Here is a 15578-nt window from a genome sequence, read left to right as displayed (position 1 = left end):
TTAGCCCCCCTTTGTACGCTGTTTAAAAAAGATATAAGCAAATACGGGAGCCCCGATAAATGCTGTAATAACACCAATTGGTAACTCAGTTGGTGCAATAATTGTACGTGATACTAAATCACAAATGACGAGTAAACTCGCTCCATTGAGTAACGACAGCAGTAATAAATGTCGATGATCCGCACCACAAATCATACGTACCATATGAGGAACAACTAAGCCGACGAAGCCGATTGTTCCCGATACAGCAACGGAAGCTCCTGTCAGCATCGAGCCACCTGCTAAGATCATATATTTACTCCGTTTAACGTTAACACCTAAATACTGTGCACGTTCCTCACCGTAAACCATCGCATTTAATTCACGACGATTAAACCAAATAATAATCGTCCCAATAATGACGAACGGTAAAATCATTTTCACATATGGCCAGCCGCGCATCGACACGCTTCCAAGTAACCAGCCTATAATTTCCCGCAGTTGCTCACCTGTTAATGCGACCATGAGCGAAATACACGACCCTAAAAATGAACTAAAAATGATCCCCGTTAAAATTAGCGTTTCCATTTTCATCGTACGATCCACTACACGCGCAAAGCTCATCACACAAACAATCGTTAAAACAGCTCCAATCATGCTGAAAACTGGTAAAGTAAAGGTGCCTAAAATCGGTATTGAAATACCAAAAAAGATTGTTGTGACCGCTCCAACTGATGCACCTGATGAAATCCCTAATGTATATGGATCAGCGAGTGGGTTTTTTAATAATCCTTGGAATGCTGCTCCTGCAATCGCAAGTGATGCGCCGACTAATACGGATAGTACGACTCGCGGCATACGGATTTTCCATAAAATACTGTAGGCAACCGGATCTGTTTCCTTATCCCATAACGTTGAGAGCGGAACATCAACCGACCCAAATGAAATTCCAAACCAGATGCTCATCAGCAATACAGCAAGGGAGCAACTATACGAGATGAAATACTTTTTATTCACCGAAAGCCTCTGGGTAAACTGCCTTCGCAATCGATTCGACACCTTCAGCTAAACGTGGACCTTGTCTGCTTGTTGTATCACCATCAACTAATATAACCTTCCCGTTTTTTACCGCATCCATTATCGCATAGGCTTCATTTGTGTTAATTGATTCAATATCATTTTCATATGTCACAATAATTGTATTTGGGTTACTTGCAACAAATTGCTCTGAGCTATACATCGGCCAACCGTCTGTCTCCACTGCATTTTTAACACCGATTATTTGTAGCATTTCATCGATAAACGTACCTGTACCCGCCGCATAAATATCCGGGTCTGTCCCTACTACAACAAACACTGATTTAGCTTCTAGCCCAGCTACCTTCTCTTCAATATTTGTCAGCTTTGTTTTAATATCCGCAATAATTTTTGTCGCTTCCTGTGACTTACCTGTTAATAAACCGATTTGCTCAATCGTTTCATATGTTTCATCAAAATCAACAGCATCTTTCACTACAAATACTTTTACACCTGCTGCTTCAAGCTGTGCAATCCCTTCACCCATTACATATAAACCTGATTCATGCGCGAACACGATGTCTGGTTGCAATGCAATAATTTGCTCTAAATTAAATTCTATACCACCAACGCGCTCTTTCTCTGTAACTGCCTCTGGAAAATTATCATAGTCATTCACACCAATAATTTGTTCATCTAATCCTAAACTAAATAAAATTTCTGTATTCGACGGGATTAACGAAATAATTTTCTTTGGTGCTTGTTCAATCGTTATGTCGGTCCCTTGTGCATCAGTTACAGTTACTGGGAATGCTTGCGCTACATCTTCTATTTCAGATGTTTCTTCAACTTGCAAGGAATCTTCTGCTGTATCACCGCTACATCCAACTAACATCAATACCGCTAATATTGCGCTTAACCCTAATTGCCAAAACTTCTTCATCGTAATTCCTCCTAATTTTTGCCGCAATAGAATGACCACATCTCACTCCAAAATAAGACGAGATGGTGTCTTTTGTTATATGGTTAAAAAAAGTCATACTTACTTAACCACAAAAAAAAGCCTCTCCATGGACAGAGAGACTGAGACTAGCTAATAATCGCGCAAAAAAACACTGTTAAAAGCCATCTTCCTATCCGCGTAGGTCCAACTGGTGTACGTAAAGGCAGGTCTCCTGGCTTATGCATCAAGCATTTACTGCGCCTTCCCTTTACAGTGGCATTGTACAGTAAACTAGCATTTACAGTGGCGGGACCGCATCGGAATTGCACCGACTTCCCTTTTACTTCCTACCACCGCAGCGGCAAGAACCTTTACTTTGATTATCCAATTATGTAACAGTATTTATTATAGCGGAAATCAGAAAAAAGTGTACGTATAATCCGCAAGAGTTTTCTGACAATTAAATTTGGTAATCAAATTCTTCTGGTAAAACACGTCGTAGGAATTGTTTTGTACGATCTTCTTTCGGCTTCACAAAAATTTCATGTGGTGAGCCTTCTTCTATTATGTTCCCGCCATCCATAAAGATGATGCGATTTGCTACATCACGCGCAAAGGACATTTCATGCGTCACGACTAGCATTGTCGTTCCTTCTTTGGCAATATCCTTCATGACACCTAACACTTCCCCAACAAGCTCCGGATCCAACGCCGATGTTGGTTCATCAAATAAAATAATGTCAGGATTCAACGCAACTGCGCGCGCAATCCCAACACGTTGCTGCTGCCCACCTGAAAGCTGACTTGGATACGAATCGTATTTTTCCGAAAGTCCTACTTTATTTAATGCTTCACGCGAAATTTTATACGCCTCTTCTTTGTTCATGCCGCGTCCAATAATTAGCCCTTCTGCCACATTATCAAGTGCGGTTTTATTATTAAATAAATTATAGTTTTGGAATACGAAAGCGGTTTTTTTGCGAATCGCAAGCACATCTTTCTTGGACGCATCATTCAAATTGACGTGAATCTCACCGAAATTTGCTGTTCCTTCATCTGCGCGTTCTAAAAAGTTGATGCAGCGGAGAAGCGTTGTTTTGCCTGAACCACTCGGCCCTAAAATCACGACGACATCTCCTTGATCAATCGTTAAATCTACACCCTTTAAAATTTCGTTTTTCCCAAATGATTTATGGATGTTTTTAATTTCTAACATTTGACTTCCTCCTTATGCACCTACATATTTATAACGACTCAAACGTTTTTCGTACCACTTAAATAAATATTCAACCGTCATACACACAATTAAGTACACAATAAAAATATCAATATATGCCTCTAAATAATTGTAACCAAAGTTTGCCGCTACTTTTGCTTTCAATGTGATTTCCTGCAATGAAATCGCGTATCCAAGTGACGTCGCTTTGATTAAATTTATTGTCGCTGTACATAAATTCGGCATCGCAGCTACGAGTGCTTGAGGGATAATGATGCGGCGGTACGCTTGTGGTGTCGTTAAACCAACAGAATGCGCCGCCTCTAGCTGGCCTTTATGTACCGTTTGTAAGGCAGAACGGAATACTTCGATTAAGACCGCTGCTGTATTGAACGAGAAAATAATAAACGCATACCAAAGCGGATTAATATCATAAATCGCATAGTCAATATTATATTTCTTGAAAATGCCATCTAAAATTAACGGTATACTTGCATACAGCACGAAAATTTGAATAATAACCGGTGTCCCACGAACAAAGGAAATATATATTTTTGTAAAGAAATTCAGTACCGGTATTTCATGAATTCGTGTCAGTGCTAATAAAAATCCAAGTGGTACAGCAAAAGCCATTGCCACAACTGTTACAAGGAGCGCAACAGGTACACCACTTAATGCAACAAAAAATGTATTGACTAAAAAATCCCAGTTTATAAAATTCATGTTGTGCGCCTCCTTAAGTTGTTTTTAATGGCTGCTTCCCCTTACTAAATGCTTTCTCCAGTAAAGCGAAAATTTTCTCAATTGTAATCGATAAAATCCAGTAGATCACAGCGAGTGCAATATAAATTTCTAAAGTATGTGTGCCATAATTATTTGCAATAATCAAGTTTGCTTTGCCGACGATATCAATAAATCCGATCGTATATGCAAGTGCTCCTTCTTGCAGCACCGAAATAAGTCCGTTACCAAAGTTCGGTAAGGCTACGACAAAGGCTTGCGGGAAAATAATTCGGCGATACGCTTGAAAGGGAGTTAATCCAACACTTACTGCCGCTTCAAACTGCCCTTTATCAATGGCCATATAGGATGAACGAATGACTTCAGACATCATTGCCGCAAACTGTAAGCTAAACGTAATGACAACGAAAACGCCTGTCGATACACTTTGCAGGTCTATACCGAATAGATTTTCAGAAAAGGCTGGAATGCCGTAATACACAAGAAATAATAAGACGATGGATGGCGTACAACGCATGATCGTTGTATAGCCATTCGCTAAAAACTGAAGAACTCTACTTTTACTAAGCTTCGCCGCAGCTAATAGTAAGCCTAAGAACGAACCAAAGATGACCGAAAAGGCTGCAATGTATAATGTCACCCATAAATATGGAATTAACGTTGGCAATGCAGACGAAATATACGATAAATCAAAATATTTTTCCACTCGCTACCCCACCACTCTCCACTGTATTTAAAAAGCTGCTTGAGCGCAATGACTCAAACAGCTCGCTTTGTTAACGGTTTACTGACTCTAGCACTTCAAATAAGTCTTTCCCGTAAAATTCTAAACTTAGCTTAGATAATGCATCAGTTTCTTTAATTTCAGCAATTGCTTTATCATAAGCATCTGCAAATTGTTGTTCTTTTTTATTGAATAATGGCCATGTTTTAATAACCGCAAATTCGTTATAAACGACTTCATCTTTTAAGTTGTAGTAGGGGCCACCTTCTGTTAATACTTGCCCTGTGAAACTACCTTCAATAATAACACCGCCATCAACGCGCCCTTCATTTACCCATTGCACAACGTCTACTATGAAGTCTTCACCCGCTTGTAATTTAACCTCGTTACCTGGATTTGCTTCATTGTATTCGGCGATTACTGTGTACTGTGCGTTGTTTGCCGCGATTGGCGCTAACGTATAGCCCGCTGATGCAAAATCACTTAAGTTTTTAATATTTGCATTTTCTTTTTTCAGTACTAACCCTGCGCTACTTAAGCCTAGGAATTCTTGAGGGAAAATGTACTTTTCTGTACGTTCTTCCGTCCAAAAGGCATTTTTAACACCGACATTATACTTCCCTTGCTCAACACCGATTAATAAGTCATCGCTTGTCGTACCCACATATTCAAACTCGTAATCTTCTAGAGCTTCATCCACTAATTTCATCACTTCTACGTCGTAACCTGTAGCATTACCGTTTTCATCGATATACGTCATTGGTTTACTTGCTTGGTCATAAGCCACTTTTACTTTCGTTACTTTTGCGCCCTCTTCTGATGCAGATGCTGCGCTTTTATCCGTGTCATTTCCACATGCTGCTAGAATGGAGATTGATGCAAAACCAATTGCTGCTAATTTCACAAATTTATTAAATTTCATACGATTACCTCTTTCTCTTTTAAGTTTTGTTGGATTGCTGACTCTGCTAACTTTTTAATCGTAATGTCATCCATAGGCGGGTTATGTAGCCCTGCACGAACATCGCGGTAATAACGTTGTAATGGGTTGCTTCGTTGTAAACTTTTCGCACCAACTAGACGCATCGCTTTATCGACAACTTTAATGGCGGCGTTTGTTACGACGTGTTTTGCAGCGTTAACTTCATTAATAATTTTGTCTTTATTAGCTGGATCATTATAAAGCTTAGCTACACCATAAAGAGTGAAGCGCGCTTTAATTAGCTCTAGCTCAATTTCACCAATTAATGACTGCACATTTGGAAGCTGTGCAATTGGGCCATTTAAGCTATTTGGAGAGTGTGTATTGGCAAAATCCACGGCATAATCGCGTGCTGCTTGTGCAATCCCTAAGTATGTTGCCGGTATGAGTAGTAACCAGCCATTTAATTTAAAACCGGTAGTATAACTCGGAATTTCAACTAAATTTGATTCGTGTACGCGAACATTTTCTAACACTAAGTCATGACTGCCTGTGCCGCGCATTGAGACAACATCCCATGTTTCATCAATTGACACACCCTGTGCTGTTTTTGGTACAAGGAAAAATCCTAAATGATCGTCATCCTCTACCCAAGCTGATACAAGGAAAAAATCAAGCTCTGGGGAACCCGTTGTGTAGTTTTTACGACCGTTAATGACCCAGCTACTACCTTCACGTTTTGCCGAAGTTGCTGGGCGGCCACCCCGTACTGGGCTTCCCATAGCAAATTCACTTACTGCACGGTTAATTGTTGCGCCGTTTTTCACGGCTTCACTAAACTCAATTAACTTCTCTTCTGGCCAGTAACGATTTTCAAAAAGCTCTCCGACATTTTGAATCGTCCAAGCAGCCGATAAGCCTGTGCTACCACAATAGCTTGATAATGTTTCATGAACTAGTACCGCATCGTATACAGAGAAACCTTCTCCGCCAAATTCCTTTGGTAAAGTAATTTTTGTATAACCGATTTCGCGTAGTTCTTTATAATTTTCTGTTGGAAAAATGGATTGTTCATCGATTTCTTGGGCTCTCGACTTGAAGCGCTCTTCTAACGTCGCTAATTTATCTAGCCATCGCTGTTGTTCTTCGGTTTGAATAAATAATTGTTTACTCAAAATTAACGCCACCTATTTTTGTAAATTCAGTTTCGTTGTTGAACTGTTGAATTTAATATTACTTTCTGAAAATTACAAAGTCAATGGTTTATTCCGAGTTTTTTTATAGGTTTAATTTGTTTGCGCTTACATCGTTATTTTAACAGCATTCTTCAATAAAAGTTTTTTTATGACTATGTAAAATTTTATGGCCGTTTTTTGTGGTTACGTAAATACAACTTTCATTATTGCAAACTAAAAAATATTATTGCGGCTTTTTTAGAGCGTATATTTTTTTTATCGCGAGTTGTTCCATTTAGCGAGTTTGACATACAACTTATTAGAAATTAAGCGTCATTGGCACTTATTTACGAATAAGTTGTATCTAGAATTCGTCAATTCACATTTTCCAACAAAAAAAATTAACCATTTTTTATGGCTCTACGCCAAAATCTGTACTTATAAAGTAGTACACTTTCTTTTATAGTAAAGCACATGCTTTGGTAAAGACCCTTTTTAACAGAGTCTAAAAATAACAAAAAGCACCTCGAATTTCGAGATGCTTTTCTTTATCAATATTTGATTACATTTTTTCTGGTGCTGATACGCCAATTAAACGCATTGCATTGGCGATTGTTGTGCGAACTGCTGTAATTAATGCAATACGTGCTTCTGTTAGTTCTTTATTATCTGCATTGATTACTTTTTCAGCGTTATAGAAGCTGTGGAATGCAGCTGCTAAGTCTTGAATGTAGTTGGCGATACGATGCGGTGTGCGGTGCTTCGCTGCATCTGCCACGATTTGTGGGAATGCGCCTACTTTTTTCAGGACATCTTCTTCTTTTTCCGCAGTTAACAGGCCTAAGTTTTCAAGTGAAGCGTTGAAGCCTTGCTCTGTTGCTGCACGTAAAATTGATGAAATACGTGCATGTGCGTATTGTGCATAGTACACTGGATTTTCGTTTGATTGAGACACAGCTAAATCAAGATCGAAGTCCATGTGAGAGTCGCCTGCCGTTTTAACAAAGAAGTAACGTACTGCATCAAGGCCAACCATTTCTACTAGTTCACGCATTGTTACCGCGTTACCAGTACGTTTAGACATTTTGAATTTCTCACCGTTTTTGTATAGCTGGACCATTTGGATTACTTCTACTTCAAGCGTATCACGATCGTAACCAAGCGCCTCAATTGCAGCTTTCATACGAGGGATATAGCCGTGGTGGTCAGCGCCCCAAATATTAATTAATTTTCCAAAGCCGCGCACGATTTTATCTTCGTGGTACGCGATATCAGGTGTAAGGTATGTGAATGAACCGTCATTTTTAATTAATACGCGGTCTTTATCATCCCCAAAAGTAGTCGAACGGAACCAAGTCGCCCCTTCTTCTTCGTAGACATGGCCGTTTGCTTTTAATTTATCTAATGCCACTTCGATTTTACCGTTGTTGTATAAAGAAGTTTCTGAATACCATACATCGAAATCCACACGGAAATCTTTTAAGTCTTTTTGTAACTTGCCAAGCTCTAATTTCAAGCCGTGTTCACGGAAGAATGCAAAACGCTCTTCGTCTGATTTCTCTAAGATTGATGCACCAAATTGTTCAGCTAATTTACCGGCAATATCAATAATATCTTGTCCATGGTAGCCGTCTTCTGGCATCGTAGCGTCCAATCCTAAAGCTTGATTATAACGTGCTTCAAGTGAGTAAGCTAAGTTATTAATTTGGTTACCCGCATCGTTAATGTAGTATTCACGAGAAACGTTGTAACCTGCAAAATCAAGTACGTTACATAATGAGTCACCTACTGAAGCTCCGCGCGCATGACCTAAGTGAAGATCGCCTGTTGGGTTCGCTGATACGAACTCAACCTGTACTTTCTCACCATTACCTGCGATTGAACGACCGTAGTTTTCACCTTGCTCAACAGCTGCTTTCACAACACCTGCAAGGAAGTCTTTACGTACAGTAATATTCATAAAACCAGGTCCTGCGATGTCGATTTTTTCGATATCTGTTCCCTCTGTTTCGATTGCTTCTAAAATGGCTTCAGCAATTGCACGTGGTGGCTTTTTCGCTAATTTTGTTAATTGCATCGCGATATTTGTTGCGAAGTCACCGTTTACTTTGTCTTTTGGTGTTTCTAGGTGGATAGTTAATTCTGTGCCTGCTTCTACTAAGCCTGCTTTTTCGATTGCCACTAGCAGTGCTACTTTAATCGATTGTTGTAATTGTTCTACAGCGTTCATGATTGTACCTCCGAATAGTGTATTTCTAAAGTATAATTGCCGACGGATGTGCCGCCTATAATAAGATCATATTGCGTTATAAAACGCCCTGATACATTGCTACCTTGTTCAAGCTCTACAGCAAGTTGATGCGTTTTTGTCTCAATTGGTAATGAGCCATACGGACTTTCATAAGACCCTTGTTCACGCTGTGTCGTATTGAGTGGTAAACGCATATTAACACCACCGCTACGCATAATCAATGCTTGATCATTTGTTAATTTTACCGTTGTACGAATTGTTTTATCTTCTTGTACTTCTTCATATCGTAAGTATGGTTTACCGGTCTTTTCAACAAAGGTACCTTGTAGCCACATTTCGTATGTTTCAAGCTCTCCCTCTGTCGGAATGATTGAGGAAACTAGTTTAATTTTGACTTCAGTTCCTGCCTCGTTCATCACTACGGTCAGCTCCCTTGCATGTAATTCTATAACCTTCTTATTATAGGATAACTAGCGCTATTTAATCAAGGTACAAGTCAACTTCTATCGTGCTTATTACTTTATTGTATGCTGTGAAAATTTAAGCTCTAAATTAAAATCTGTACTCGACAGCACATTCCACTCCAGGCGGACGCTTTCCGTTCCATGTGCTTATAAATTTGTACACTTTCTTTTAAAGTAAAGTACATGTTTTGGTAAAGACCCTTAATTTATTGGCCATCTATTTAAAGGGCGAGGTGTGTTCTTTATTATGTCGTTAAAAAAGCGATGTTGGGTAGCCCAACATCGCTTTTTTTATAGCATGACGCTTATTTCACCCAACCAAGAATCATTTCTCGGATTAGTTTTGCTGCTGTATTCGCAGTCATTTCGGATGTATCGTAAATTGGTGCGACTTCGACTAAGTCAAAGCCTACAACGTTCACATCACTGCCTGCGATTGCATGAATAGATGCTAGTAATTCTTTAGATGTAATACCGCCGCAGTCTACTGTGCCTGTACCTGGTGCGTGCGCTGGATCCAGTACATCAATATCAATTGTTACATACACATTACGTCCTGCAAGTGTTGGTAATACTTCCTTTAGCGGCTCTAGCACTTCAAATTTAGAAATATGCATTCCATTTTCTTTTGCCCACTCAAACTCTTCCTTTAAACCAGAACGAATTCCGAACGAATAGACATTTTTTGGTCCGATATGATCAGCAATTTTACGAATTGGCGTTGCATGTGAGTATGGCTCGCCTTCGTAATCTGTACGCAAGTCTGTATGCGCATCAAAATGGATAATCGCTAGATCATTATATTTTTCATAAACGACCTTCATCACGGGCAAAGAAACTAAATGCTCCCCGCCCATGCCGATTGGAACTTTGCCATCAGCTAACACTTTTTTGACAAATGTTCCGATTTCAGCAAGTGATTTTTCCGGATTACCAAATGGCAGCGGAATATCACCAGCATCAAAATATTGTACTTCTTCTAATTCGCGATCTAAATACGGGCTATATTCCTCTAACCCAATTGATACTTCACGAATGCGGGTTGGACCAAAGCGTGAACCTGGACGGTAGCTCACTGTCCAGTCCATTGGCATACCGTATAGCACAGCTGACGATTCTTCGTAGTTTGGATGACTTTTAATAAAGACGTTACCTGAATAGCTCTCATCAAATCTCATTTTGTTCACCTATCACTTTCATATTTTTTTCTATTGTAAAGAGATGCATATTTAAGAGAATACTTGCCCACACTAAGGTTACTAAATTGAAACTTTATTTCACTATTTTCGTATAGTTTAAGGCAGTACCAAAAAGTATAGATGTTTTCCATGAAAGTTCAATAGTTTTATTAGATTTTTAGTATTAAAAAAAAAACATTCAACACATACTAAGCACAATTGTAGAAACCGGGGTGAAACGAAATGAACAGACAGCAATATATCCGTAAAAAAAGACGACAACAATGGAGCAGAAAAATGATGCTTCTATGCATTGGTGTAGTTTGTGCAGCGGCTGTCACCCTTCTTTCATTACGTATATATGCACAGGTCGCTGGTGCACCTACGCTTACCGTACCAAAAGCGTCCATCTTCCTTGATAGCCAAGATAACCAAATTGGCGATCACTTTACATCTGAGCGAAGATATTGGGCGGAACTAGATACGATTTCTCCATATTTAGTAAAGGCAACGATCGCCGTTGAGGATAAGGATTTTTATGAGCATAGTGGCTTCGATTATTCACGAATTGCTGGCGCTGTCCTCGCAGATATTAAGGCGGGTAGTAAAGTACAGGGTGCCAGTACATTATCACAGCAATATGCACGCAATCTATATTTAACGCATGAAAAATCGTGGAATCGTAAAATAAACGAAGCACTATATGCGTATCGTTTGGAACTTTTCTATTCAAAGGATGAGATTTTAGAGGGCTATTTAAATACTGTATACTACGGCCATGGCATGTATGGTGTGGAAGCTGCGAGCCGCTACTATTTCAGTAAATCTTCAAGTGACCTTACTTTAGCTGAAGCTGCTATGCTGGCCGGTGTACCGAAAGGACCGAGCATCTACTCACCCATTGCAAATTTTGAGAAGGCTTCTAATCGCCAGAAACTAATTTTACGTTTAATGAATGAGCAACAAGTTATCACAGCAGAAGAAAAAGAACGTGCCGTTGCTGAAGCCATTACGCTAAAAAATGATGAGTGGATGGCGACAGAATCAATTGCCCCATATTTTTTAGATGTCGTTTGGACAGAAGCAAGTGACATTTTAGAAGAAAAAAATCTAGCTATTAGTGAAGGTGGCTGGACAATTCAAACAACGTTAAATCAAGCACATCAAAAGGCAGCTGAAGACGCAGTAAAAAATAATATGCCCGATAACGAGCTACAAGTTGGCTTTATTAGTATGGACGTTAATACAGGCTTTGTGACCGCACTCGTTGGCGGACGTGATTATAGCCAGAGTTCGTTCAACCGCGTCACCCTTGCAGAACGCCAGCCTGGTTCTGCGATTAAACCTATTTTATATGCGACGGCACTGGAGAACGGCTTTACACCGCTCACATTTTTAGATGCGGGACAAACAACCTTTACGTATGATAGCGGACGCGCAACTTATTCGCCGAAAAACGTTAATAATAAGTTTGCGGACCACGAAATATCACTCGCTCAAGCGCTAGCAATTTCTGACAATATTTATGCAGTCAAAACATTAGAGCAAGTTGGCTATAAAAATTTCCGTGGTATGCTCAAGCGCTTTGATTTAGCCTATTCCGATGAGGACAATCCTTCCATAGCACTTGGAACGATTGAAACATCACTTTTCGACTTAACAAATGCTTACAACTCAATTGCTTCAGGTGGAGAACAGCGTCATGCGACGACAATTTTATCTATTTCCGACGCGAAAGGGAATGTCGTTTATGAATATAAGGAGGAGGAACAGCCTGCAGTTCTGTCAGAGGAAGATGCATTTCTTTTAACAGAAATGATGACAGGCATTTTTGATCCAGTGTTTAGCGACTACTCACCGGCAACAGGTGTATCCCTCCGCTCTCGAATGACACATACGTATGCAGCAAAATCGGGTACAACGAACAGTGACCAGTGGATGATTGGCTTTACGCCTAGCCTGACAGCCGGTGTTTGGAATGGCTATGACCAAGGTAAAACGCTTTCTGTGCAAGCAGATATGGCAGCCTCGAAACAAGTGTGGATTGATTTTATGGAAACAGTAAACAAGGGTAAAGCAAATGAAGGGTTTACGATTCCAAATGGTGTACAGCCGGTAAAGATCGATATTGACACTGGAAAGCTAGCAACAGATGCATGCCCAAACCAGCGCATTATTTATGTTAAAACTGAGGATGTTCCGACTGAAAATTGTTCAACGTTTAATTTGTTTAATGATAATATGTGGGATAATATTTTAGAAATGCTTCCATATGAAGCGATCCGGGAATATTGGGGATATTAAGTTGTCTACATCGCTTTCGAACTGAAACCTAGTAAGACGTATCTCAACATATTTAGGGCGAGATGCTGTCCTTACTTATGTAGATAAGAAAGTTATACTTTCTTATCTATTAAAAAAGCTCTTTCGTCTCCGGCACAAGTCCGTAAGACGAAAGAGCTTTTCTATTATGGTACGCGAAGGATGAGAATCATGGGGCATTCGGCTTGGGAAGGGTCAAATGCCGCATAGCTCTCATCACTGTCGTTTCCCATGTGTCCTAGCTTACTACATGCAAGCTGTAGTTCAAGTGTACTTTTTTTCGTAAGCACTTTCAACTACCTATTAGTTGCTTAGAAGAAATGTCACAGTTTGTTCACGTATTTTTAGGTTTATTTAACAAAATTTGTTGACTGTGTAAGAATTTCTTTACTTTTAAATTATACTAAATCTTGTCGTAATTTCTCATCACTGCGCAACCACATGTCGTTATTATGCGTTTGTAGGAAATTAGCAAGCACTTTTTTCGATGCTTCGTCCATATGATCGACTAAAATATGACGCTTCATCGACTTATCCATTTTATTCACATGGTCCGCTAAAATTTTATAGCCGCGACGTTTTTCACGGTTTACGACCATCTCACATGCAGATACGCCTGCAAAATACGCCCCGTCTTCCTTGTGATCAATGGTTACCCAAATGAGCCAGTAATTTTTCCCACCTTCTGAATCAGCACGGTCTGTTGTGAACTTAATGCCGCGCTCCACATCGCTGCGTGCATGCATCGCCCCAACATCAACAATCGCCGTTTTCTCTTCCACATCTAAAATGACGGGTGACACATTTTCAAGTGATAGCGAGCCAATCCCATAGCCTTTATGTCCGTCTGTCGGATCATTTTTTATAATAGTAAATCCCATTTTTTGTTTTGGTTTTTCTTCGTTTGCCATTGTAAATACCTCCAATTACGCTATTATTAATAATATACACTATATTCCACTTAGGAGGCGATATTATGCCCATCGTTACAATTAAAATGATTGAAGGCCGCACAGACGAGCAAAAGCGTGCCCTAGTTGAAGAAGTTACTGCAGCTGTGTCAAAAACGGTCAATGCACCAGTAGAAAATGTATCAATTATCATTGAAGAAATGGCGAAAGCTCATTACGCAACTGCCGGCGTACGTTATAGTGATAAATAATCTTACATAGAGAGAATCCAACTGCGGGTTCTCTTTTTCTATATACAGAATGTCTTTTTTGCAAAAAAATGGCTCATCCCCGACTTTTGGTGATGAGCCAAAAAAATGTAAATTATTCCTAATTAATGATTTATGAAATTCATCAACAAGATGTTTTAGTGAATTTTTTATTAAAGTAACAGTTTTTTTACTTTCGTTATCAGCGATTGTGAAATGCTCGAATCGCTTAATAACTCTTCAGGAAAGTAAATTTTATGATCTACTTTAATGCGCCCAGCAATTGATTCCACGATTAGTGATTTCTCGGAAAGCTCGCACAGCTGCCCATCTGACATTAGTAGGAAGATAGGCCGCTTCGTGCTTTCATGACCCGGTTTGTAGAAATCATATGGCAAATCAGACGTTGAGTCATGTACTAAATAGTAATTCGGATCAAGTCCTACCTCCGTAAATAACCGCTGTAGTTCTTCAAAATCCTCCCTACGCTCATGCGGATCAAAATTCACATATTGAAATAACTTGCGGTTGACGAAGCGACGACTTAAATCACTTAAAATAGCGTCGTCCTCCTTCATCCAAAATTGGAAGTATGTCAGCATGATGCTTTCATCTAATGCTAAATAATCCTCTAATGTAACCATTCCTTCGAAAAAAGGTAAAAAGTGCTGCGGATCATACTTAAACCAGTAGCCTTCCGCACGCAGCTGCTTTACTCGTTTTAAAATATTATTGAGCACGACCTCTGCGCTACGTGACACCGGGTGGAAGTAGATTTGCAAATACATTTGATAGCGAGACATAATGTAATCTTCTACTGCATGCATCCCGCTTTCCTTTATGACAACGCCGTTCGCACGTGGACGCATGACGCGCATAATACGCTCCATATCAAAGTGGCCGTAGCTAACCCCTGTATAATAAGCATCGCGCTGTAGGTAATCCATGCGGTCGGCGTCAATTTGACTAGATATTAAGCTGACAACGAGTTCATTCGGATATGTCTTCTCAATTACTTGAGCTACTTTTTCCGGAAAATCAACAGCTACTCGGCGCAACACTTCATTCACTTCGGTATCACCTAGTAAAATTTCACGCGTAAATTGCTCGTGATCTGTTTCAAAAACATTTTCAAACGCATGGGAAAATGGACCGTGACCTAAATCATGTAAAAGAGCCGCACATAATACGAGTAAACGTTCCCCCTCATCCCATTCAGGACGCCCTTTGAATACATCATCGATAATTCGGCGCACGATTTCATAAACGCCGAGCGAATGATTAAAGCGGCTATGCTCAGCTCCGTGAAAGACTAAATATGTAGTGCCTAGTTGGCGAATGCGGCGTAAGCGTTGAAATTCTCGTGTCCCGACTAAATCCCAAATGGCTTGATCGCGCACATGAACATAGCGGTGGACAGGATCTTTAAATACTTTTTCTTCTTGTAATTTTGCATTTGCATAGTTCATCACAATTGCCTACCTCCC

The 15578-nt window shown here is 39.8% G+C and carries 14 protein-coding genes and 1 riboswitch; of the genes, 2 read left to right on the top strand and 12 right to left on the bottom strand.

The window, feature by feature from the left end; all coding sequences use genetic code 11:
- The 10 genes from MHH87_RS02610 to speB form a co-directional block, all read right to left on the bottom strand.
- Nucleotides 1-996, bottom strand: a complete 996-nt coding sequence (locus MHH87_RS02610) for a FecCD family ABC transporter permease (RefSeq protein WP_340747773.1) — start codon at nucleotides 994-996, stop codon at nucleotides 1-3.
- Nucleotides 989-1939: an ABC transporter substrate-binding protein gene (locus MHH87_RS02605; protein WP_340747772.1), complete on the bottom strand. Its 951-nt coding sequence runs from the start codon at nucleotides 1937-1939 to the stop codon at nucleotides 989-991. The genes MHH87_RS02610 and MHH87_RS02605 overlap by 8 nt, the downstream gene beginning before the upstream one ends.
- Before the next feature lie 205 nt (nucleotides 1940-2144).
- Nucleotides 2145-2327, bottom strand: a riboswitch (cobalamin riboswitch).
- A gap of 72 nt (nucleotides 2328-2399) precedes the next feature.
- On the bottom strand, nucleotides 2400-3155 hold the full coding sequence (locus MHH87_RS02600; protein WP_340747771.1) for an amino acid ABC transporter ATP-binding protein: 756 nt from the start codon (nucleotides 3153-3155) through the stop codon (nucleotides 2400-2402).
- Between the two features lie 12 nt (nucleotides 3156-3167).
- The gene (locus MHH87_RS02595; protein WP_340747770.1) at nucleotides 3168-3878 is read right to left on the bottom strand and encodes an amino acid ABC transporter permease; all 711 of its coding nucleotides are present in this window, start codon (nucleotides 3876-3878) and stop codon (nucleotides 3168-3170) included.
- Nucleotides 3879-3891: 13 nt separating this feature from the next.
- Nucleotides 3892-4602, bottom strand: a complete 711-nt coding sequence (locus tag MHH87_RS02590) for an amino acid ABC transporter permease (RefSeq protein ID WP_340747769.1) — start codon at nucleotides 4600-4602, stop codon at nucleotides 3892-3894.
- A 70-nt stretch (nucleotides 4603-4672) separates the two neighbouring features.
- A complete protein-coding gene (locus MHH87_RS02585; RefSeq protein WP_340747768.1) occupies nucleotides 4673-5542 on the bottom strand; it encodes a transporter substrate-binding domain-containing protein in 870 nt (289 codons plus the stop codon).
- Entirely contained in the window at nucleotides 5539-6717 is a 1179-nt protein-coding gene (locus tag MHH87_RS02580) for an acyl-CoA dehydrogenase family protein (RefSeq protein ID WP_340747767.1), read from the bottom strand. Before MHH87_RS02580 ends, MHH87_RS02585 begins: the two co-directional genes overlap by 4 nt.
- Before the next feature lie 562 nt (nucleotides 6718-7279).
- A complete protein-coding gene (argS, locus tag MHH87_RS02575) occupies nucleotides 7280-8947 on the bottom strand; it encodes an arginine--tRNA ligase (RefSeq protein WP_340747766.1) in 1668 nt (555 codons plus the stop codon).
- On the bottom strand, nucleotides 8944-9384 hold the full coding sequence (locus MHH87_RS02570) for a DUF1934 domain-containing protein (RefSeq protein WP_340750862.1): 441 nt from the start codon (nucleotides 9382-9384) through the stop codon (nucleotides 8944-8946). Before MHH87_RS02570 ends, argS begins: the two co-directional genes overlap by 4 nt.
- A 353-nt stretch (nucleotides 9385-9737) precedes the next feature.
- A complete protein-coding gene (speB, locus tag MHH87_RS02565; RefSeq protein ID WP_340747765.1) occupies nucleotides 9738-10610 on the bottom strand; it encodes an agmatinase in 873 nt (290 codons plus the stop codon).
- A 243-nt stretch (nucleotides 10611-10853) separates the two neighbouring features.
- On the opposite strand from speB, the gene MHH87_RS02560 reads away from it, so the two are divergent.
- Nucleotides 10854-12914: a transglycosylase domain-containing protein gene (locus tag MHH87_RS02560; RefSeq protein WP_340747764.1), complete on the top strand. Its 2061-nt coding sequence runs from the start codon at nucleotides 10854-10856 to the stop codon at nucleotides 12912-12914.
- A gap of 416 nt (nucleotides 12915-13330) precedes the next feature.
- Here MHH87_RS02560 and MHH87_RS02555 read toward each other — a convergent pair whose 3' ends face one another.
- Nucleotides 13331-13843, bottom strand: coding sequence for a YwhD family protein (locus MHH87_RS02555; protein ID WP_340747763.1), 513 nt, complete (start codon nucleotides 13841-13843; stop codon nucleotides 13331-13333).
- A 65-nt stretch (nucleotides 13844-13908) separates the two neighbouring features.
- Here MHH87_RS02555 and MHH87_RS02550 point away from each other — a divergent pair, with 65 nt between their 5' ends.
- Complete coding sequence (locus MHH87_RS02550; protein ID WP_340747762.1) at nucleotides 13909-14094, top strand: 2-hydroxymuconate tautomerase; 186 nt, start codon at nucleotides 13909-13911, stop codon at nucleotides 14092-14094.
- 170 nt (nucleotides 14095-14264) lie between these two features.
- Here the strand turns inward: MHH87_RS02550 and MHH87_RS02545 are convergent, their stop codons facing one another.
- Nucleotides 14265-15560: an HD domain-containing protein gene (locus MHH87_RS02545; RefSeq protein WP_340750860.1), complete on the bottom strand. Its 1296-nt coding sequence runs from the start codon at nucleotides 15558-15560 to the stop codon at nucleotides 14265-14267.
- Nucleotides 15561-15578 lie beyond the last annotated feature (18 nt).

The sequence above is a fragment of the Solibacillus sp. FSL H8-0538 genome, from assembly GCF_038003525.1.
GTDB lineage: Bacteria > Bacillota > Bacilli > Bacillales_A > Planococcaceae > JBBOPI01.
This window is presented reverse-complemented; position numbering and strand designations above follow the sequence as displayed.

Excerpts from the sequence above, each read along its gene's own strand:
- MHH87_RS02570 (WP_340750862.1), bottom strand. The coding sequence starts at position 9,384 with ATGAACGAGGCAGGAACTGAAGTCAAAATTAAACTAGTTTCCTCAATC.
- MHH87_RS02545 (WP_340750860.1), bottom strand. The coding sequence starts at position 15,560 with ATGAACTATGCAAATGCAAAATTACAAGAAGAAAAAGTATTTAAAGAT.
- MHH87_RS02550 (WP_340747762.1), top strand. The coding sequence starts at position 13,909 with ATGCCCATCGTTACAATTAAAATGATTGAAGGCCGCACAGACGAGCAA.
- argS (WP_340747766.1), bottom strand. The coding sequence starts at position 8,947 with ATGAACGCTGTAGAACAATTACAACAATCGATTAAAGTAGCACTGCTA.
- MHH87_RS02560 (WP_340747764.1), top strand. The coding sequence starts at position 10,854 with ATGAACAGACAGCAATATATCCGTAAAAAAAGACGACAACAATGGAGC.
- MHH87_RS02600 (WP_340747771.1), bottom strand. The coding sequence starts at position 3,155 with ATGTTAGAAATTAAAAACATCCATAAATCATTTGGGAAAAACGAAATT.
- MHH87_RS02555 (WP_340747763.1), bottom strand. The coding sequence starts at position 13,843 with ATGGCAAACGAAGAAAAACCAAAACAAAAAATGGGATTTACTATTATA.
- speB (WP_340747765.1), bottom strand. The coding sequence starts at position 10,610 with ATGAGATTTGATGAGAGCTATTCAGGTAACGTCTTTATTAAAAGTCAT.
- MHH87_RS02605 (WP_340747772.1), bottom strand. The coding sequence starts at position 1,939 with ATGAAGAAGTTTTGGCAATTAGGGTTAAGCGCAATATTAGCGGTATTG.
- MHH87_RS02595 (WP_340747770.1), bottom strand. The coding sequence starts at position 3,878 with ATGAATTTTATAAACTGGGATTTTTTAGTCAATACATTTTTTGTTGCA.
- MHH87_RS02585 (WP_340747768.1), bottom strand. The coding sequence starts at position 5,542 with ATGAAATTTAATAAATTTGTGAAATTAGCAGCAATTGGTTTTGCATCA.